The sequence below is a fragment of the Apibacter sp. HY039 genome (genome assembly GCF_004023655.1).
Classification (GTDB): Bacteria; Bacteroidota; Bacteroidia; order Flavobacteriales; family Weeksellaceae; genus Apibacter; species Apibacter raozihei.
This window is the reverse complement of sequence record NZ_SAYM01000004.1, coordinates 118,214-138,435: the sequence shown is the minus strand read 5'-3', so window position 1 is coordinate 138,435 and position 20,222 is coordinate 118,214. Positions and strand designations below refer to the sequence as shown.

The 20,222-nt window shown below is 31.8% G+C and carries 21 protein-coding genes; 6 read left to right on the top strand and 15 right to left on the bottom strand.

The window, feature by feature from the left end; genetic code table 11:
* Positions 1–70: 70 nt before the first annotated feature.
* From hisF to holA, 11 genes are all read right to left on the bottom strand, one after another.
* Complete coding sequence (gene hisF, locus EQ921_RS09960) at positions 71–829, bottom strand: imidazole glycerol phosphate synthase subunit HisF (RefSeq protein WP_128331544.1); 759 nt, start codon at positions 827–829, stop codon at positions 71–73.
* Positions 830–859: 30 nt separating this feature from the next.
* Positions 860–1,582 carry a 1-(5-phosphoribosyl)-5-[(5-phosphoribosylamino)methylideneamino]imidazole-4-carboxamide isomerase gene (gene hisA / locus EQ921_RS09955; protein WP_128331543.1) on the bottom strand — a complete coding sequence of 241 codons (723 nt, stop codon included), beginning with the start codon at positions 1,580–1,582 and terminating at the stop codon, positions 860–862.
* 48 nt (positions 1,583–1,630) lie between these two features.
* Complete coding sequence (gene hisH, locus EQ921_RS09950; protein ID WP_128331542.1) at positions 1,631–2,209, bottom strand: imidazole glycerol phosphate synthase subunit HisH; 579 nt, start codon at positions 2,207–2,209, stop codon at positions 1,631–1,633.
* Between the two features lie 15 nt (positions 2,210–2,224).
* Positions 2,225–3,319 (bottom strand): bifunctional histidinol-phosphatase/imidazoleglycerol-phosphate dehydratase HisB, encoded by a 1,095-nt coding sequence (gene hisB, locus EQ921_RS09945; RefSeq protein ID WP_128331541.1) that lies wholly within the window; start codon positions 3,317–3,319, stop codon positions 2,225–2,227.
* Positions 3,320–3,325: 6 nt separating this feature from the next.
* Positions 3,326–4,357 carry a histidinol-phosphate transaminase gene (hisC, locus tag EQ921_RS09940; RefSeq protein WP_185144513.1) on the bottom strand — a complete coding sequence of 344 codons (1,032 nt, stop codon included), beginning with the start codon at positions 4,355–4,357 and terminating at the stop codon, positions 3,326–3,328.
* 10 nt (positions 4,358–4,367) lie between these two features.
* Positions 4,368–4,958, bottom strand: coding sequence for a hypothetical protein (locus EQ921_RS09935; RefSeq protein ID WP_128331539.1), 591 nt, complete (start codon positions 4,956–4,958; stop codon positions 4,368–4,370).
* Between the two features lie 6 nt (positions 4,959–4,964).
* Complete coding sequence (hisD, locus tag EQ921_RS09930; RefSeq protein ID WP_128331538.1) at positions 4,965–6,239, bottom strand: histidinol dehydrogenase; 1,275 nt, start codon at positions 6,237–6,239, stop codon at positions 4,965–4,967.
* Between the two features lie 24 nt (positions 6,240–6,263).
* Positions 6,264–7,121, bottom strand: coding sequence for an ATP phosphoribosyltransferase (hisG, locus tag EQ921_RS09925; RefSeq protein WP_128149340.1), 858 nt, complete (start codon positions 7,119–7,121; stop codon positions 6,264–6,266).
* Positions 7,122–7,438: 317 nt separating this feature from the next.
* On the bottom strand, positions 7,439–7,729 hold the full coding sequence (locus EQ921_RS09920) for a putative quinol monooxygenase (protein WP_128149338.1): 291 nt from the start codon (positions 7,727–7,729) through the stop codon (positions 7,439–7,441).
* A gap of 153 nt (positions 7,730–7,882) precedes the next feature.
* Positions 7,883–8,698: a hypothetical protein gene (locus EQ921_RS09915; RefSeq protein WP_128331537.1), complete on the bottom strand. Its 816-nt coding sequence runs from the start codon at positions 8,696–8,698 to the stop codon at positions 7,883–7,885.
* Positions 8,699–8,706: 8 nt separating this feature from the next.
* Positions 8,707–9,717 carry a DNA polymerase III subunit delta gene (gene holA, locus EQ921_RS09910; RefSeq protein WP_128331536.1) on the bottom strand — a complete coding sequence of 337 codons (1,011 nt, stop codon included), beginning with the start codon at positions 9,715–9,717 and terminating at the stop codon, positions 8,707–8,709.
* A 10-nt stretch (positions 9,718–9,727) separates the two neighbouring features.
* On the opposite strand from holA, the gene EQ921_RS09905 reads away from it, so the two are divergent.
* The 5 genes from EQ921_RS09905 (at position 9,728) to EQ921_RS09885 (ending at position 13,887) form a co-directional block, all read left to right on the top strand.
* Entirely contained in the window at positions 9,728–10,183 is a 456-nt protein-coding gene (locus tag EQ921_RS09905) for a type I restriction enzyme HsdR N-terminal domain-containing protein (RefSeq protein ID WP_128149332.1), read from the top strand.
* Between the two features lie 148 nt (positions 10,184–10,331).
* The gene (locus EQ921_RS09900) at positions 10,332–11,309 is read left to right on the top strand and encodes a hypothetical protein (RefSeq protein ID WP_128149329.1); all 978 of its coding nucleotides are present in this window, start codon (positions 10,332–10,334) and stop codon (positions 11,307–11,309) included.
* A 261-nt stretch (positions 11,310–11,570) separates the two neighbouring features.
* Positions 11,571–11,978, top strand: coding sequence for a hypothetical protein (locus tag EQ921_RS09895; protein ID WP_128149327.1), 408 nt, complete (start codon positions 11,571–11,573; stop codon positions 11,976–11,978).
* Positions 11,979–12,102: 124 nt separating this feature from the next.
* Positions 12,103–13,167: a 2Fe-2S iron-sulfur cluster-binding protein gene (locus EQ921_RS09890; protein ID WP_128149325.1), complete on the top strand. Its 1,065-nt coding sequence runs from the start codon at positions 12,103–12,105 to the stop codon at positions 13,165–13,167.
* Positions 13,168–13,887 (top strand): DUF4184 family protein, encoded by a 720-nt coding sequence (locus EQ921_RS09885; RefSeq protein WP_128331535.1) that lies wholly within the window; start codon positions 13,168–13,170, stop codon positions 13,885–13,887. It begins immediately after the preceding gene.
* Here EQ921_RS09885 and EQ921_RS09880 read toward each other — a convergent pair.
* From EQ921_RS09880 to EQ921_RS09870, 3 genes are all read right to left on the bottom strand, one after another.
* On the bottom strand, positions 13,877–14,584 hold the full coding sequence (locus tag EQ921_RS09880) for a YqjF family protein (protein WP_128331534.1): 708 nt from the start codon (positions 14,582–14,584) through the stop codon (positions 13,877–13,879). The two genes, EQ921_RS09885 and EQ921_RS09880, sit on opposite strands and share 11 nt — an antisense overlap.
* A 29-nt stretch (positions 14,585–14,613) precedes the next feature.
* Positions 14,614–15,114 (bottom strand): GbsR/MarR family transcriptional regulator, encoded by a 501-nt coding sequence (locus EQ921_RS09875; protein WP_128331533.1) that lies wholly within the window; start codon positions 15,112–15,114, stop codon positions 14,614–14,616.
* A gap of 98 nt (positions 15,115–15,212) precedes the next feature.
* A complete protein-coding gene (locus EQ921_RS09870) occupies positions 15,213–15,923 on the bottom strand; it encodes a DUF981 family protein (RefSeq protein WP_128331532.1) in 711 nt (236 codons plus the stop codon).
* A 320-nt stretch (positions 15,924–16,243) separates the two neighbouring features.
* Between EQ921_RS09870 and EQ921_RS09865 the strand changes: the two genes are divergently transcribed.
* Positions 16,244–17,425: an acetyl-CoA C-acyltransferase gene (locus EQ921_RS09865; protein WP_128331531.1), complete on the top strand. Its 1,182-nt coding sequence runs from the start codon at positions 16,244–16,246 to the stop codon at positions 17,423–17,425.
* 34 nt (positions 17,426–17,459) lie between these two features.
* Here the strand turns inward: EQ921_RS09865 and EQ921_RS09860 are convergent, their stop codons facing one another.
* Complete coding sequence (locus EQ921_RS09860) at positions 17,460–20,009, bottom strand: MSEP-CTERM sorting domain-containing protein (RefSeq protein WP_255424480.1); 2,550 nt, start codon at positions 20,007–20,009, stop codon at positions 17,460–17,462.
* Positions 20,010–20,222: the final 213 nt, after the last annotated feature.

The following is a 20,222-nucleotide window of genomic DNA, read 5'->3' as shown; positions in this document are numbered from 1 at the left end:
AGTAAGTTATCAATTTATTTATTGTTCCATTGAAAATTATCTGTTATGAGATCTTTATTTCAATTCATTATTAGCTTTGACGCACCGGGATGTTTTTATCAGCAAGGAAACTTTTTAATCTGGGAATCGGAATTTCATTAAAATGAAAAATGCTGGCAGCAAGTGCTGCCGATGCACTTGTTCGAATAAATATATCAGAAAAATGTTCTTCGCTACCTGCACCTCCCGAAGCAATTACTGGTATATTGACTTGTGAGGCAACTTCTCCGGTTATATTAATAGCAAATCCATTTTTAGTGCCATCATTGTTCATGGAAGTGAGCAGTATTTCACCTGCGCCTAATTCTTCCGCTTTTTTAGCCCAGTCGATAGTAAATAAAGGAGTGGGAGTACGCCCGCCATGAGTGTAAACTTTCCATCCGTCATTTTCATGTTTGGTATCAATGGCTACTACTACACACTGATTACCAAATTGCGAGGCAATTTCAGAAATCAATTCAGGCCTTTTTACAGCAGAAGAATTTATACTTACTTTATCGGCTCCAGCTTTTATAAGAGAAGAAACATCATCGACAGAATTAATTCCTCCACCTACGGTAAAGGGTATATTAATTTCATGAGCAATTCTTTCTACTAGATGTAATAAGGTTGAGCGGTTTTCTATCGTAGCGGTTATATCTAAGAATACCAATTCATCGGCTCCCTGATTAACATACGCTTTTGCCAGTTCTACAGGATCTCCGGCATCAATAAGGCTAACAAAATTGATTCCTTTAACCGTTCTTCCGTTTTTTATGTCCAGGCAGGGTATAATACGTTTTTTTAGCAAAATTTATTAATATTAAGTTGTTAATTCTAATTATTGTTTCGTATTAAATGAATTTAGATCCTGAATACGGATTTTACCTTCATAAATTGCTTTACCTACAATGGCACCTTCGCATCCCATTTCTCTAAGTGTGTATAAATCATCCATAGAAGAAACCCCACCGCTGGCAATAAGTTTTACAGAAGTTTTATCTAAAATTTCCTTATATAGTTCGTTAGACGTACCTTCCAACATTCCGTCTTTAGATATATCTGTACAAATTACATATTTTACCCCCAGGGTTTCATATTTTTGAATAAAATCCGTGACCTCCAAAGATGAAGATTCCAGCCAGCCTTGAGTGGCAATCATACGATTATTACAATCGGCTCCTAAAATAATCTTGTCATTTCCGTAGGTTGTAAGCCAGGATTTAAATATCTCAGAATTTTTTACGGCAATACTTCCGCCTGTTATTTGTGAAGCACCGTTTTCAAATGCTATTTTCAGATCCTCATCACTTTTCAATCCTCCTCCAAAATCAATTTTTAAAGAAGTTTGAGAAGCTATTTTATGCAAGGTTTTATAGTTAATAATTCGGCTGGATTTTGCACCATCCAAATCAACTAGATGCAAATAGCTGATTCCAGCATCTTCAAATTCTTTGGCAGCATCTAAAGGATCTTCCCTGTATATTTTTTCCGTAGAATAATCACCTTTGGTGAGTCGTACGCACTTACCGTTAATTATATCAATGGCGGGTATAATTCTCATAATAAAAGATTCTAAATATGGATTTATTAAATATTGGTTTTATTTCTGTTATAATGCAACAAAACTTTTCAGTATTTTTTCTCCCACATCGGCAGATTTTTCCGGATGAAACTGGGTGGCATAAAAATTATTTTTATGCAGGGCAGCACTAAATGGTAAAATGTAATTACATGTTGCAGCCGTATTAATGCATATATCGGCATAATAACTATGTACAAAGTAAACATCTTCGTTTTCAGAATTATTTTTAAAAATTTCGCCCCTCAAATCATAAATGGTATTCCAGCCCATGTGCGGAACAATATCCGCGGGTGGAAATTTTCGTACTTCTACCTCAAAAATGTCCAGGCAGTCCGTATTTCCTTCTTCGGAATGTTTACACATTAATTGCTGACCTAAGCAAATTCCCAAGAAAGGTTGGGTAAGAGATCGAATTAAAGTATCCATACCTCTTTCCCGTAAGTAAGACATGGCACTACCGGCTTCTCCAACTCCTGGAAAGATAATTTTATCGGCATTCCGAATGGTTTTTTTATCGTCTGTAACTACCGATTCAACCCCTAATCGGGAAAGCGCATTTTGTACAGATTTGATGTTTCCGGCGTTATACTTGATTATAGCTATCATGAATTTTGGATTTAATTATAATACCCCTTTGGTGCTGGGTAAGGAAAAATTATCATCGGTTTGTTTTACAGCCATCTTTATTGATTTGGCAAAAGCCTTAAATATAGCTTCTATTTTATGATGTTCATTTTCACCTTCTGCTTTTATATTCAGATTGCATTTGGCATTATCACTAAAAGACTTAAAGAAATGATAGAACATTTCCGTAGGAAGTTCGCCAATTTTTTCGCGTTTAAATTCAGCATCCCAGACAATCCACGGGCGTCCCCCAAAATCAATGCCTACCTGTGCCAGACAATCATCCATTGGTAGAAGAAATCCATAGCGCTCAATACCTTTTTTACTACCTAATGCTTGTAGAATAGCTTCTCCTAAGGCAATCCCTGTATCTTCAATCGTGTGATGCTCATCTACGTATAAATCGCCATTAACTTGTATGTATAAGTCCATGTTTCCATGTTTGGCAATTTGTTCCAGCATATGATCATAGAATCCTAAACCGGTATGAATAGAACTTTTTCCGGAACCATCCAGATTTATTTCTACTGATATTTTGGTTTCGTTGGTATTTCGTACAACCTTTCCTTTACGAGGTTGTTTTTTAAGAAACTGATAAATTTCAGCCCAGTTTTGAGTTTGTAAAGTAGCTTCTGAATTTTTTTCGTTCCCCATATAAATGGATTTTGACCCTAGATTTTTTGCCAGCTGAACATCCGTAAGACGATCTCCGATCACATATGAATTGGTTAAATCGTAATTTCCTTTTATATAATGCGTGAGCATTCCGGTTTCAGGTTTTCGGGAAGGAAGATTTTCATGTTCAAAGCTTTTATCAATGAGAATTTCATAAAATTTAATTCCTTCATTTTCAAAAGCCTGAATTATTTTATTTTGTGCAGGCCAGAAAGTTTCTTCCGGAAAAGAATCAGTGCCTAAACCATCCTGATTAGTTACCATAACCAGTTCATAATCCATTTCCGTCGCAATTTTAGCTAAATTCTGGAATACTCCCGGATAAAATTCAAGTTTTTCCAGACTATCCAGCTGATAATCTACAGGAGGTTCAATTACCAACGTTCCGTCCCTGTCTATAAATAATACTTTTTTCATAGTCAGTTAGTTTAGTTTTTTTAAAGCAGCAATTAATTTTTCATTCTCTTCAGGAGATCCTACTGTGATTCGCAGGCAGTTTTTAATTTTAGAAGATTGATTTCTAACCACTATAGCCTGGTCTAGAAGTTCCTGAAAAACTTGATTGGCATCGGTAAACTCAACCAGAAAAAAATTCGTATCCGAAGGAAATATTTTAGTAACCTTAGATAACTTCTCAAGTTCTTGACGTATTTTTTCCTTTTCGTCAAGAATTATTTTTTTTCTTTTTTCGAACTCTTCCTTCTGGCTTAACGACTCTAACGCTGCTTTTTGATTTAAAACACTGATGTTATACGGATGCTTTACTTTATTTAATAACTGAATAATTTCTGGATTAGCATAGGCAATTCCTACGCGGGCACCCGCAATACCCCAAGCTTTACTTAAAGTTTGGAAAATAATAAGATTCGGAAAATTGTTTACTTTATCTAAATAGGAATTTTGATCGGTAAATTCAATATAAGCTTCATCAATCGCAATAATTCCCTTAAAATTATCTAAAATAAAATCAATGTCTTTAGAATTGATGTTATTTCCGGTAGGATTGTTAGGGGTACAAATTACTATTACTTTTAAGTGAGGGTCTGCAAAATATTTTTGAGCTTCCTCTAAATTAATTTGAAAATCGGAAGTTAAGGGAATGTCTATAATCTCTACTTCGTTAAGTTCTGCGGCAACCTGATACATTCCGAAGGTAGGGCTGAAAAACATAACTTTGTCTTTTCCGGGATTACAAAAAACCCGATAAATATGATCAATAATTTCATCACTTCCATTACCTACAAAAATCTTATCGGTAGAAATATTTTTAACCTGACTTAATTTTTGTTTGAGTTCCTGTTGATAAGGATCGGGATATCGGTTGTTTTCCCCAAAAGGATTTTCATTGGCATCTAGAAAAATACCCTCTACACCGCCGGACTCATCTCTTGCAGAAGAGTAGGGTTGCATAGCGATAACATTGGGACGGGCTAATTGATTTATATTTATTTGCATTATTTTTATTTTAGATTGTAGGTATAACTTTTTTATTTCGTTTTAATTTTTCTAATTCTAGTTCTTTTACTTTATTTCTTGCAAACTTTCGTCCTTTGAGAAAAGGTAATCTAATTGATTCTTCTTCAAAATAATCAATGAAATAACCAAGTTCTTCATCGGTCATTTCATTAGGTTTTTTAAGTCTATTATTGACATGAATAGATTGATTTAGAAAGTTTAGTTTTTCATTTTCTAATTCATAAGTTTCATCAATAGAAGGTGATTCTATAACTTTACAAATAGTAAAATGTTTTGCCAAATTGCCTTTTTGTATAACTTTTAAATATTCTTCAATAGCTTTTTTTTCTATAAACATTTCACCTGTTGAGCTTTTATAACGATCAGTCATATCTTTTTTAACTCCAGAAATCCAATATTTTTCCATTGTTTGGAGATCATAATAGTTTCCTAGAATTTTTGATGCACCAATTTTTTTAAAAGCTTTACCATTAAAATAAATAGTTTGTTTACTTTTAGAAAAGTTCACAAATCCAATCCAAGCAGGGCCATTATGAGAATAACCTGATTTTAGTTCTATATATTTGATCTCACTGTTCATATAAGGTTATTTTAATCGTATGCTTACTGCATTTTTATGAGCAAATAGTTCTTCTGCTTCTGCCATTAGTTCAATGGTTTGTCCAATATTCTGAAGTCCCTCTCTACTCAATTCCTGAAAAGTTATTTTTTTAATAAAACTATCCAAAGAAACTCCGCTATAATTTCGGGCATATCCATTGGTGGGAAGGGTATGATTGGTTCCGCTTGCATAGTCACCAGCACTTTCACAACTGTAATTTCCTAAAAAAACAGACCCCGCATTTTCTATTTTCTGTGTATATTCTTTAGCTTTACCAATAGCTAAAATTAAATGTTCGGGAGCATATAAATTGCTGAAATTGAAACATTCATCTAAAGAATTAAATAAAATTCCCCTACTGTTATTGAGTGCTTTTTGTGTAACTTCTTTTCGTGGGAGTTTTTCTAACTGAGTTGTTACAGCATTTACGGTTTGCTTTAAGATTGATTCATCAGTACTCAGGAGAATAACCTGGCTATCTGCACCATGTTCTGCCTGAGAAAGTAAATCTGCCGCAACGAATTCCGGGTTTGCCTGAGAATCGGCAATCACCAATACTTCACTCGGACCAGCGGGAAGGTCAATGCAGACTTTAAATTCCTGAGCGTATTGTTTGGCTGCGGTAACATATTGGTTTCCGGGTCCAAATATTTTATATACAGAAGGTATGGATTCGGTGCCTAAAGTAAGTGCTGCAATAGCTTGTATTCCACCAACTTTGTAAACTTCCGAAATTCCGACAGATTGTGCAGCGAATAGGATAGCGGGATGAATATTTCCGTTTTTGTCCGGAGGGGTACATAAAATTATTTGTTTGCATCCAGCCAGTTTTGCCGGAATCCCCAACATTAATACGGTGGAAAACAGGGGAGCACTTCCTCCGGGTATATATAAACCTACTTTCTCTATTGCCCTGGATTCTCTCCAACATTCAACTCCTGATTGGGTTTCAATAGTTTTAGGTTTTTCCTGTTGCGAACTATGAAATTTTTCTATATTTAGAATAGCTTGTTTAATTGCTTCTTTAAGTTCTACAGACACTAATTTTTCTGCTTCAATAAATTCTGTCTGATTTACTTTAATTTCATTAATTTCTGCCTGATCAAATTGAAGAGTAAATTTTAGTAATGCAGAATCTCCGTCTTTTTCAACTTCAGAAAATATATTTTGTACGGTTTCCTGTAAAAATTTTTTTTCATTTTCCGGCCGCTTTGTTAAATCGGTCCATACTTCTTTATCGGGATAATTTACAATTTTCATTATTTATGAATTTAAAAGCATCAATTAAAGAATCATTTTTTCAATCGGAATAACTAAAATTCCCTGTGCACCTATTTCTTTGAGCTGATCAATAATTTCCCAGAAATCATCTTCTTTAATTACCGAGTGAATACTGCTCCAGCCTTCTTCAGCCAAAGGTAGAACTGTCGGACTTCTCATTCCGGGAAGTAGAGAAATAATATCTTTTATTTTATCATTGGGTGCATTAAGCAGTATGTATTTATTTTCTCTTGAATATAGCACCGATTGAATTCTGAAAAGTAATTGATTCAGTATTTGCTGTTTTTCGTTGGAAAGATTAGTAGATTTAATGATGACAGCTTCACTTTCTGTAATAGTTTCAACCTCTTTTAATCCATTCATTAAGAGAGTGCTACCGGTGCTTACAATATCGAAAATACAATTGGCAAGTCCTATACCGGGTGCTATTTCAACGCTTCCGCTTATCTCTTCAATTTCTACATTCAGGTTATTTTCTTTGCAGAATTTACTTAGAATTTTAGGATAGCTGGTAGCAATTTTTTTGTGATTAAAATAGGAAATGCCGGTATAGTTTTCATCTTTAGGAATAGCTAAAGATAACCTGCAATTTCCAAAACCCACTTTTTTTATGGTTTCCACTTTTCGTTCTTTTTCCCAAACTTCGTTTTCACCTAATATTCCGACATCAGCAACGTTTTGTTCAACATACTGCGGAATATCATCATCACGTAAAAAAAGTATTTCAATGGGAAAATTGGAAGATACCGTCTTAAGTTTTTGATTTCCATTAGATATTTTGATACCACATTCTCTTAGTAATTCCAGAGATTTATCACTTAGGCGACCGCTTTTCTGAATAGCAATTTTCAGTTTGTTCATTTTCTGTATTTTTTAGACCTGAATAATCCCCAATAAAAAAACCGCCGGATTACTCAGGCGGTTTTTATTTATCTATTTTGTTATTACATATACAAAATCAACATCTAGCTCGCCTGCTTGCAAGATCTTAAATGATGATGATGTAAATGTGTAAAAGTCATTTCTTTCTTTATTTGTATACAAATGTATAAAAAAATATTAAATGGCAATACTAATCTGATAAAAATATTATAAATAAATATATTTTTGTCTCGTATTTGTTTATCAACTCTTAAATTAAAATCCGATTTTATTTACTGACTGATTAGGTATTTTGTTTAATATACTTTTTTTATAATATCTATTTCGAGGCTATCAAATTTACCTTCTATACTTTTGACGAAATTTCGAAAATGGATACTTGTATTATGTGAGTCAATAGCTTGCTGAGATTTCCAGACTTCTATAAATATATACTTAAGAGGTTCTTTGGTGTCCTGATGAAGATCGTAAGATATATTTCCTTCTTCTTTTCTGCTTTCGTCTACAATAGTAAAAAGTGCTTTTTTTACTTCTTCTTTATGTTCAGGTTTTAAAAGGATTCCTGCTATGATTTTTAACTCGGACATGTGATTTTAAATTTATTTGTGTTCTCAGTAAATATACTAATATTTTACATGTACACAACTAATTTCGTAAACCGCAATGCTTTATATTAAATCTTTATTAGGGGACAAAAACATCAACTTATTTCTGTGATGAAAGTATATGTATATTATATATTATTTGAAGTTAAGTGGATCCGGATAAGTAAATTGATAGTTTAATTCCGTAGTTATTTTTTCTGAAGAAACGATTTTTCCGGATTGAAAAGTATTTTCTGATTGAACAATATCATTTTCTTTTTTATTCATTTGGAAATTAAATAACTCAACTTTGGTTGGGTGTAAAGGAGCAACCAGATTGTAAGTTTTTTTATTGTAATTATATTCAATCAATTTTTTCACAAGCCTGCAGATATCAGTATAATGAATGTGATTGACTCTGCTGTAAGGATTGGGAATAGGCTTATTTTTAAAGTACTTTGAAAAGAAACGATCATCGCCCATTAATCCTCCTAATCGTAAAATTAAAAGATCAGAGAAAGCACTTTGCAAAGAATTTTCGACATAGTGTAGGTTTTTATTTAATAAGCAAGGATCAATGGTATCTTCTGATATGGGTTGCCCTGTATCCGGATATATGCCAATGCTGCTGAATAAAATAACAATACCCCTATATCCTTCTAAAAGAGTAAGTAAATTTTTAATTTTAATTTTTATCTCAGACAAGAGGGCTTTTTTAGAGAATGGAATGCTGAGAATTATATGAGTGGTTTCTGATAATTCATTTTTTAAATGTGTGTTACTTTCAAAAAAAATGCTCGATAAATCCAGCAGATGAGATGAAAAACCTTCACTATTCAATAAAGGGACTTTTGATGGAGTCGTGGTAGTAACAGTTAAAGCATATTGAGCAGACAGATATTTAGCTAAACGAAATCCAAGCCATCCGCATCCAATAATTCCGATTTTATGAGAGCTTTGAGGTAAATTCATACGTGTGTTTAATGTAAAATTTTGTAAAGCATTTCCATTAGTATGTCTTTGGTAGTTGCTTGTGAAGATACATCCACACCCTTAGATTTCATATCTGCATCTCTCAAAAAAGCTATGCAGGCCGTTGTTTTTTTTAACGAATAGTTTTTAATGGCGGTTAAATATTCATTGGCAAAAAAAGGATTGATTCTTAATTCTTTCGCTATATTTTGAGGTGTTTTAATCGGAAGCGTATGTACAATAAGAATATTGGTAAAAAGACTAATTAAGGTTCCAAAAGTTAATACAATAGGATTTGCTTTTGGGTTTTTTTCAAAATAATCCACAATCTTATACACCTGGCTTAAATTTTTTTCTACTATGGCTTTCCTTAATTCAAAGTTATTATATTCTTTGCTTATTCCAATGTTACGTTCGATTATTTCCGGAGTAATTTTATTTGAATTTCCCAGTATAAGCTTTATCTTATGTATTTCATTATCAATGCGGGAAAGGTCAGTTCCTAAAAACTCAGAAAGAAGTGCTTTTGATTTTTCATCAATGTCCAACCCTAATGACTGGCATAAAGAGCCTATCCATGCAGGAACCTGATTGTCATAAAGCTTCTCGCTGGAAAATAGGTATCCTTGTTTATTAAGTAATTTGGTTAAGGATTTTCTTTTGTCAAGCGATTTATATTTATAATTAATAGCCAACACGGTGGAAGGCTGAGGGTTTTTTATGTAATTTTCAAAAGTATCTGATTTATCAAAGGCAAGCCCCTTTGCCTCTTTAATTATAACCAGTTGTTTCTCGGATCCCATAGGGAACTGCTTGGCCAGAGAAATAATCTGATCCAAATCGGATTCCGTGCCGTATATAATATTCTGGTTAAAGGCTTTCTCATCCTCATTTAATACATTTTCTTCAAGAAGGGTACTTATTTTGTCTATATAAAAAGGTTCTTCGCCTTCTAAAAAATAAATAGGTAAAAACTTTTTGTTTTTAATATCTTTGACCAAATTATTGTATTCTTTCATAATCAGAATAATGGAACTGCCAATTTTAAATTTTCCTGAAAAGTATAAATTTCAAATCAAAGAGAGTAATTCTCTTTGGTATATTTTTGACGAAGTTAGGAAAAAATGGTTAATCCTGACACCTGAAGAATGGGTGAGACAACACACGATTCGTTTTTTAAAAAAACAAAATCAAATTACAGATTCAGCATTTGTAATTGAAAAGAAAATAGAGCTTAACAGGCAAACCAAGCGTATAGACATTTTAATAAATAATAAATTACAGCCATGGTTACTGGTAGAATGTAAAGCTCCGGAAATATTGTTGACTCGTGAAACTTTTGAACAGGCAGCCCGATATAATTTACAAATAAAAGCTGATTTCTTAATGCTTACTAATGGGATGCATCATATTTACTTTTATTATGATCAAAATCATAACGAATATAAAGTAATTGATTCCTTAAATTACAGGGGTAAAATCTAAGCAGTTAGTTGAATTTTTTCTCAATATTTTTTAACAATAAAAATTTAATCAATTATTTTTATAATTAATTATGATTAATTGATTTGAGTTCTTATTTTTGTTTATAGTTAAATAAAATAAGACTAGTATAGTTTTTTTTAATCTGATAATGAAAAAGTATAAAATTAATAAAGAATATAGATATATATCCGCTATATGGTTGTTAATATTCTTACAGCTTATAATGATAGGGTGTAAATCAAAAAATAAAGAAACTATAGCAGAAGAAGTGAATCAGCAAATTGATTTTAATCATCTGGTTTGGAACTGGAATAGAGCTCATATTTTGAAAGATGTAGGGATATTTGCCGCTCTGTATTCAGATTCTGTGATGTATTATGGGGCATATAAAGATAAAAATTCGTGTATAGAGGATAAATTGATTTTTTTTAGAAAATATCCTGATTTTAATCAAATTATTGTAAATGATATCAGTCTGGAAAACTTAAATGATAATGAAGTTAAATGCAGTTTTGAAAAAGAAGTGGTAATTAGAGGTAAGAAACTTAAATATCCTTCCTATCTGATTTTTAAAAAAGCAGGTAAAAACTGGAAAATTAAAGTAGAGGGTGATTTACTTACGGATAAAGTTTTGGGTAAGGAACATTCAAACAGAGAGAATCGTATTCCTAAAAATGCGGTTAAGGGTGATTACAATGGAGATGGTCTGTCAGAATATATGTGGATAGAAAAGCCTCAAATCAAAGAAGAAGAAGCCGATTGTTTAGGAGAGTGCATTTGCTACATACGTTTTTCAACTCAGGACTTACCCTCAATACCCGTTAAAAATTGTATTGGTGGAACCTTGGTTAACGAAGGCGATCTAAATAATAATGGGAGTGATGAGATTGGATTTTTGCCTGAGTGGTTTACCAGTTGCTGGCATAGTTATTATGTATGGACATTTAAAAACGGAGCTTGGGTATATGCAGTTGAGCCATTTTCTACGCATTGTAGTCAATGGGAAAATGGAGTAGTACCCATAGAGGTAGATAAACAGAAAGAAGGTAATGTGATTATCCGATACAGCGTTTTTGATGATGATGAACTTACAGTTAAAACTCAATCTCTTGCAATTGTCAAGTAAGTAATGCCATATTAAATGATAATTCTGGTTATATTGTATATAAATAAATTGCAATGTTTTATAAAAAGTATAGAGCTGTGATTTTACAACAAAATATATAATATATGGTAGCTACTTCCATAATTCTTCAAAGCTACTTTTTTATTACTGTATAGTCGTCTAAAAAGAATTAAAGAAGTTAGTATATTTCTTATCTTGCATTTTATTTATTTATCAATAAAAATAGCAGGGATTTTGTGTTAAATACTTTTAAAAAATAATATGGAAAAAAAGTCGGGTACTTGGAAAAGTACTATAATAAAAATAATAGTTGGAATTATCATTGTAAGCATAGGAGCTTTTTTTGTGTACTTTTATCTTCCTTATGGAGATAGTAGCGTCAAAGCAGGCCAATTAAATTATGTTATGCATAAGGGAATATTCTTTAAAACCTACGAAGGAAAGCTAATTCAGACAGGGTTCAAATCTCCGGTTTCAGGGGGTGTTCAGTCCAATGAATTTGAATTTTCAATAAAAAATAAAGAATTGGCACAAAAATTAATGAGTGTTACAGGAAAGGATGTAAAATTACATTATAAAGAATATTTCGGAGCTTTGCCTTGGAGAGGATATACCAAATATATTGTAGATAGTATTATCTCAATAGAAGATATGCCTTCTCAGAATTAATAAGATGCAGATGCTAACTTTATGTTTCATTTATAGACTTATTTAAAAACTTAATTATTATTTGTTGATTGTTACCTGTTTTTATAGTTAATTTTAGCGGATAAAGAAAATGTTTAGTTAAATTATGAAATTTTATTCGTTAGTAGTACATAATGTAAAAAAGTTGACTTCAAGTACTTTACAAATTGACCTATTAGTTCCGGAGCATTTAAAACATGTATTTATATGGAAGCCCGGTCAGTTTTTAAGATTTCAATTTACTATTGATGGAGAAATAATAGAGCGGGAGTATTCTATATGTACAGCACCGTATGAAAATTATATATCCATAGCAGTCAAAAAAACTTCTCATTCTCTAGTGTCGGGATATATTCAGGATAATGTGAGAAATGGCACATTTTTAAACGTTTCTGCCCCTATGGGAACCTTTGGAATACCTTCCCGTCCCAATGAAAAAAGGACTATTGTAGCTTTTTCTGCAGGCAGTGGTATTACTCCTATCATGAGTATAATTAAAGATACACTCTATAAAGAAAAAGGAGTTAATTTTTATTTGTTCTATGGTAATTCTCACGAAAAAGAAGTTATTTTTAAGCATGAGCTAGAAGAATTGCATCAGGCTTATCCTGAAAATTTTTTTCTTCACCATTTCTACTCTGAACAAGATATTAAAGATAAATTATATAAAGGAATTTTAGATGAACACAAAGTTGAGCTAATCATTAATCAAATCATGGATTGGGATGAGGTGGATGAAGCTTTGATTTGTGGCCCCAAAGAGATGATAGTTACTCTGGCTAATGCTATTTATGGGAATGGGATTCCCAAGAAAAATATTCATTACGAATTATATGAGCCAATTGAGAAAGTTTTTTATGATGAACAAATTCAAAGATCTACAGTGAAAGAAGTAAAAGTTACGTACACTTATGAAGGTGAAACCCGTAGTATGAACTGGATAAATAATGGTTCTTCTTTACTGGATGCTCTTCTTGACAGCGGGATTGATGCTCCGTTCTCCTGTAAAGGCGGAGTTTGCGGTACCTGCCAATGTATTAAAATTTCTGGAGATGTAGTACTAGGTGAAAATCTAATATTAACAGAAGAAGATATTTCTGAAGGTAAAATATTAACTTGTGTAGCTCAGCCTAAGTCAGAAGCTTTGGTTATTAATATGGATGAACAATAAATGCCCTTTACTTTTAGCCATCCGGCTTTAATTTTACCTTTGAAAAGCTGTAAGTATTTTTCATTTACAGGGTTAGTGTTGGGAAGTATGAGCCCTGATTTTGAGTATTTTATATCAATGCAGGTGATAGGTAAACAAGGTCATACCCTGGCTGGGATTTTCTATATGGATTTACCTTTATGTTTGTTGTTCGCTTTTCTGTATCATCAATTAATTCGTAACCCTTTGATAGATCATTTACCTTTATTTATCAAATCAAAAGTATATAAATTTAAATCTTTCAATTGGATTGTGTATTGGAAAAATCATAAAATTCAAGTAATTTTTTCAATTTTGTTAGGAACATTTTCACATTTGTTCTGGGATGCATTTACCCATTTTGATGGATATTTTGTAACTAAATTAAGCATCTTACAAGGAGAAGTTTCTCATATTCCTGTATATAAATTACTTCAGCATATTAGTACTTTGTTAGGAGCTATTCTGATTTGCTGGTCAATAATAATTCTTCCTGATAATAAGTGTTTAAATTTAAAATCCGAAAATAATTATTGGCATTTTTTAATCCTATGGACAATTATTTTTACATGCATACGCTTTGTACTGGAACCTGAAAAATTAGCCATTGGAAATATGATAGTTACACCTATTTTTGTTGCTTTTATTGGGACCATAGTTATTGGCTGTTATTCAAAATTTATTAAGCCAGCTAAGATGTAATTTTATTTTTTTCTATTGTAATTTCAGAACCTTCAATAAGAAATACAGATGCTGGTTGTATAGAATTCAGCAGGGCAAACTCATTGCCGTAAACTTTAGTAAAATCAACTTGAATAGAATAGTTTTCTATAGGGTAAGTTTTCCATCTGGGGTGAGTCACTTCGTATTCCATGGTTTTATTTTTGTTAATTTCTGCGTATCCCCAATAATGTTCAGCTATAAATTCAGCTTCAGAGTTTTTCTCCATAATTTGTGGTGTATTCAATGCCGTAACTTCCATACTTTGCCATTCTTTTTTAGCTTTCCATTGATAAGAAATATTTAATTTATCTGAAATATCCCATTGATGATTCATTTTTTTTGTTTCGTAGTTTTCTTTATATAAATTATTAGCTACTAGCGTTATAGCGGCTTTGGGTACAATTTCTTTTATAAAAACAACACCTCTTTTTATTGAATTACCCTCTTTGCGTTTTACATAAAAACGTAAGTTTACTTCTTCAAAGTTAATGTGATAAGGTATTTTTATACCTAAAACTTTAGTGTTTAAAAACATAAAGCCAACCAAACTTACGTAGCAGTTGTTATTCCAGGTGTCTATTTCTGTTCCTTTAGGAAGATAAGGAGTAACTAATTCTTTAGGAATTATATAATTTGCCATAATTAGTTTTCTCCATTCTGCGGTTAAAAAGCTCATAATGTAATATTTAATGTTAATAAATTAATTTATTTGAGTATTTTTACTACTCTTTCAAAAAGCCAGTGATTGTCTAGTTTCAATATTATTTCAATAATACGGTTAGACTTCTTAGTAACGCTATGAATATCTCCAATAACCTTTTTAAACTCTTTTCCTTCCTCTGATTGATCATCAATGCTTTGAAGTTCATCCATAGTCTGAATGATTGATTCTAATTCTCTTTTCTTACGTTCCTTAACTATTCGCTTAAACATTTCAAGAGCGTCTTTTTCCGCCTTAAAATATTCTTTCCTGTCTCCAGCAATCAATTCTTTTTTTACGAGTCCCCAATCCATCAAAGACCTAATATTTGTATTAGCATTCCCTCTGGATATTTTAAGCTCTAACATTATTTCTTCTGTAGATAAGACTTTGGGACTTATAAGTAAAAGTGCATGAATCTGGGCCATGGTTCTGTTAGTACCCCATTGTGAGGCTAAAGTTCCCCAAGTCTTGATATATTTTTCTTTTGCTTCATTTAATTCCATGAATCAAATATACAAAAAATTCTAAACTTTCAATAATTACTGAAAATAAAATATTTTAATTTATTGATATTTATATTTTAAATAAAAAAAATATTTTATCATTGGCCGGTTTTCAGAATTAATCCAATATGAGTATAATAGTTTAATGCCCCGAAAATCAGGAAGAACCATCCCGTAACATTAAGAGCGATATAATCCAACATTGCAATCCAGCTGGTTTGTATTGTTTGCTTTTGATAATGAGTAATAAAATAAGCAGATAAAAAAGCGGCTACACCCGCTCCAAAGAAAACAGAAGATAATCCCCAGGCCTCCAGCCATGGATAGTCTGCAAAATATCCTGATACAGGTTCTTCTTTAGGAGCTGCAAAGAATTCAAAATTTACACCCGCTATGCTGATACTAATTAACATCAAGCCTAATCCATAGAAAATAATTTTTAGAGGAGATAAAAGTTTACAAATATATTGCAAAGGATAAATACTGTGAAGTATCTCATCCGCTTTGTTCCAAAAGAGAAAAGAAAGTACTAAATTTAGAACACCAAGGGCTAGAACTGGTTCTCCAAAAATGATATTATCGAATGGGAAATATTTAGCTAGCGGCCAGGTAAGTGTCATATGAGCTCCGGTTAAAGTAAGAACAAATCCTAATACAAAAAAATTAAGGCTCCACCCTTTAGGGTTTACTTCCCCGGTTAATATTTTTTTACCAGTATGAGCAACAGAAATCAAAGAAGCTCCGGAGAATAATGCCATAATTGTATTATACGTTGGCAGTTGTGACCAGTCAATATGTAAATGATCCATTTATTTATGTATTTTAAGTTACTGACTATAAATTTATAAAATTATAGATTCATAAATCAAAGATTTTTTATCTGAATCGCTATATATTTTTTGATCTATTTTATATTTAAAATTTTCTTTTTTAGTGGTGAACCATTTTAAGTTTACTTAATCAATTTAGAGAACAAATTCAATAGGATTAAAATTCATAATTAAAATCAAATAGAGTAAAATAAGTTATGTAAACCTTTGAGTTCTTAATAATAGTACTACTTATTTCTGATTAAATACTGTATATTTGTTATAACTATTCTCAAAAATTGGTAAAATAAGTAATAAAAATGAAAAAAGATATTGTTATCGTATCAGCTGTACGAACTCCAATTGGAAGTTTTCTAGGAAGTTTGTCTTCTCTTTCAGCGACTCAACTGGGAGCAGTAGCTATAGAAGGTGCATTAAATAAAATACAACTAAATAAATCGTTGGTTCAGGAAGTTTTTATGGGCAATGTCATGCAGGCTAATCTGGGACAAGCTCCTGCAAAACAAGCTTCTTTAATTGCAGGAATACCGGATACGGTTCCATGTACTGCTGTTAATAAAGTTTGTGCCTCAGGTATGAAAGCTGTTATTATCGGAGCTCAATCTATTCAGTCTGAAGATAACGAAATTGTAGTTGCCGGAGGAATGGAATCAATGTCAAATGTTCCCTACTATGTTACTAATGGCAGAACCGGTAATAAATTTGGAGACCAAAAAATGATAGATGGTTTGTTGAAAGACGGATTGGTAGATGTATATGACCAGCTTCATATGGGTATGTTTGCTGATGCCTGTGCTACAGAATATAATTTTACAAGAGAAGAACAGGATGAGTTTGCAATTGCTTCTTATACGAGGTCTAAAAATGCCTGGGATAACGGATGTTTTAATGAAGAGGTAATTCCTGTAACTGTACCTCAGAGAAAGAAAGAACCTGTGATTGTGTCGGAAGACGAAGAATATAAAAATGTTAATTTTGAAAAATTAAAACAACTATCGGCAGCTTTTCAAAAAGAAGGAACGGTTACAGCAGCCAATGCGTCAACATTAAATGACGGTGCTTCTGCGTTAGTTTTAATGACTGCGGAAAAAGCAAAGGAATTAAATTTAAAGCCTTTAGCTAAAATAGTTGGATACGGCGATGCATCGTGTGCGCCCGATAAATTTACTATAGCTCCTTCCAAAGCAATTCCTGTAGCTCTTAAAAAAGCCGACTTGTCATTAGAAGATATAGATTATTTTGAATTTAATGAAGCTTTCTCTGTAGTAGGTTTGGCAAATACACATCTGCTGAATTTAAATTCTGAAAAGGTTAATGTAAATGGAGGAGCTGTATCATTAGGGCATCCATTAGGAAATAGTGGTTCCCGTATAATAGTTACTCTTATCAATGTGTTAAAGCAAAATAATGCCCGATACGGAGCTGCAGCTATCTGCAATGGAGGAGGAGGAGCGAGTGCTATTATTATTGAAAATTTATAGATAAACATTTATACAATAAAAAAGAAAGTCAGACTCAATTGAGTCTGACTTTCTTTTTTTTGATCAATATAAAAATGAATAGAAAAATAAAAAGTAAAATGATTCCTGGTTCGCTCATACGTTCGGTTTCATCATCAAAGTCAAGAGCTTGGTTTGATTTTAATACCTGATTTTGTTTATTTTTCAATACTGCTTTTTGAGCCTCGTTTTCTACAACTATAAAAGAGGTGGCGGGGTTCATAATTTGAGCGAGAAAGCTGTATTTTACAAGTTGAGTCCAGTTTTCTTTAAATGCTTTAGGGTTTATTATCTGTGACATCCACACTCCTTGGATCTCCAGAGAAGAGTTCCAGTCTTTTGCTTTAAGTTCAGCTTCATTAAGTGAAATCATTTCTTTCTTTAATAAATAGCAGGCAGAATCATCATCTGTCAAATAACCAATCGGTTTTTCAACGTTTGGGTAAGCAAGTACTTCAGCGGTAAAATCAGGATAAATATTTCTTTCTAAGATAATTTTAGGATTTGAAATTAATGAATGGGAATTTAAAACTCCATTTTTATCTAAATGATAAAAAATAGAACTTTCAGGAAAAGTAAAAGATAGATCTGCGAAATTATTTTCAATAATAGCATTTTCTAAACTGTCTGTAACTATCACTATGATAGGATATATTTCTTCTGTTTTCAGGTAAGTATTAACAAGAAGACTCTTAATAGCCCTGTCTAAAAAAAATCCCCCTTTATTATGTTCATTTTTTAGGACATTTGGCCAATTATCATTAGCAGAATATACTGGAGAAATATAGCTGTTTACTAAAGATATTCGAGTCTTGGATACGTCTAAATAATTTCTGGAAAGCAAAGATTCAATTCTTTGTATATAGTTGTTTTTAGCCTGTTTGCTGTCCGAGGAAATATCAATAATAAAATGATAATAAGGTTTTCTTTGCACCTTAGAAAGAAACTGTTTTCTTTCGGCAGGAATGTATAGAATATTTTTATTAGCACTTTCAATAATTTGGTTGTTATACTCAACTTTCCCTAACTGAATAGCATGTCCGTCAATAGACAATTGTATGGGGTCCTTATGTATAAATTCTATCCCTGTTTTTCGTGTTTCATTTTCTAAAAATGGAAAAACCCGAAAAGCAACTTTATTTCCTGTAAGATAATACAAAATCCCCGGATCTTGTCTATAATTAACAATTTGCGAATAAACCCATAAAGCAGATTTTTTTTCAGCTAAAATCCCTGATTCTTTTCTATCGTTTACATATAGATAATAATTACTTATCCAACAACCAGCTGGAAGTTCAAAAAAGGTTTGGTATTCTGCCGTTCTAGAATTTGTATAATTGGTAATTTTAAAGTCAACTGAGCTTTTCCATGCTTTTTGTTGAATATCAAAATGGCTCTTGACTTCAATATTTGAAATTTTTACAGAGTCTTTAGATTGAGTAGGGATAAAAGTGTTTTGTGCAATACCCCTGTTTTCATCTTTATTATATCCGAAAAATATTTGTTCTAAATAATCGATTTTAGTATCACTAAGTGTAAGATTATCTAATACCAGCCAATTAAAATAAGAAGATAAATAGGGTATATTGCTAGTACTTAGTAATGTATTGTTGTTTTTTTGTTTATAATACTTGATTGTTTGAAGTGATTTAGATAAAGATTGAGTATCAATAGAGTATTCTTGTGAATAATCCGGATGATATACATAATCTAGTGCTTCATTTAGATTTTTACGGTCGTTTAGGTAAACAATAGTAATGAATGTGGGTATGAGTAAGAATGCTAAGAAAGAAGTTATTCGAAGAATATTTTTTGAATAATATTGTTGTAGAAATAGGAAATCTTTAGATAGTTCATGAATATAGAGAATAAATAAAATAAGAGGAGTGAGTAGTAAAAAACCGAGACCCAAAATGACTATAGCAAATATGGATAAAGGGAGAAAAGGAATAAATACTAGAAAAAAGTACAAGGTATAAGCAAAGGTTATACTTTTTCCTAGAAAAAGAAGCAATCGGATGATGGTTTTTTTTGCATCAGGAATACAAATCAAAGATCCATTAATGATTGCCAGAATATAAAACCATAGACTATTAAAATCTCCAAAAATACCTCCTTTTTGATTAAATAAGGTCCAATTCCAATGTTTAAATTCAGAATTATTAATATACAACCCTAGAAGAGGTAAAATTAAAGCGACAGGAATTTTCCATAGTAATTCATATTTTTTCCATAGTTCATTTTTTCTTAAGGTAAGAATATAAATTCCCCGTATCAGTAAAAAAAAGAATAAAAGTATAGTAACAATGATAAAGACTATGGTAAGATGTTCGCTGAAATTGTAAGGCAAATTTAGTCGTAGAGGAATAATTACTTGAATAATTAAAAACCAGAAAACAGGAATCAGTACAGCATATAAAAAACTTTGCCAAACACTGTAAGTTTTATTTTCAGGTGTAAGTCTTAGCACAATTACTAATAAAGAATAAAAAAGAGAAGGCATTAGAAAAGTCCAGGGATAAAGTTGTATATATTCAGAAATCATCCATTGGGGAATTGAAAACAGGAAAATATCCCTGAAGTATTATGTGAAAATATATAGAAACAAAATATTGATTATAAGTGAGAAAATACCACAATATAAAGAAACCTTCTTTTTTTTGAAAATGCTGAATAGTGCATAAATCAGATTTACTATTCCTATGAGTAATAAGAATGTGCCTATATAATGAGCCGTTTTTATTGATGACTCATCAAGAAGGCTTAGAATTGTATCATA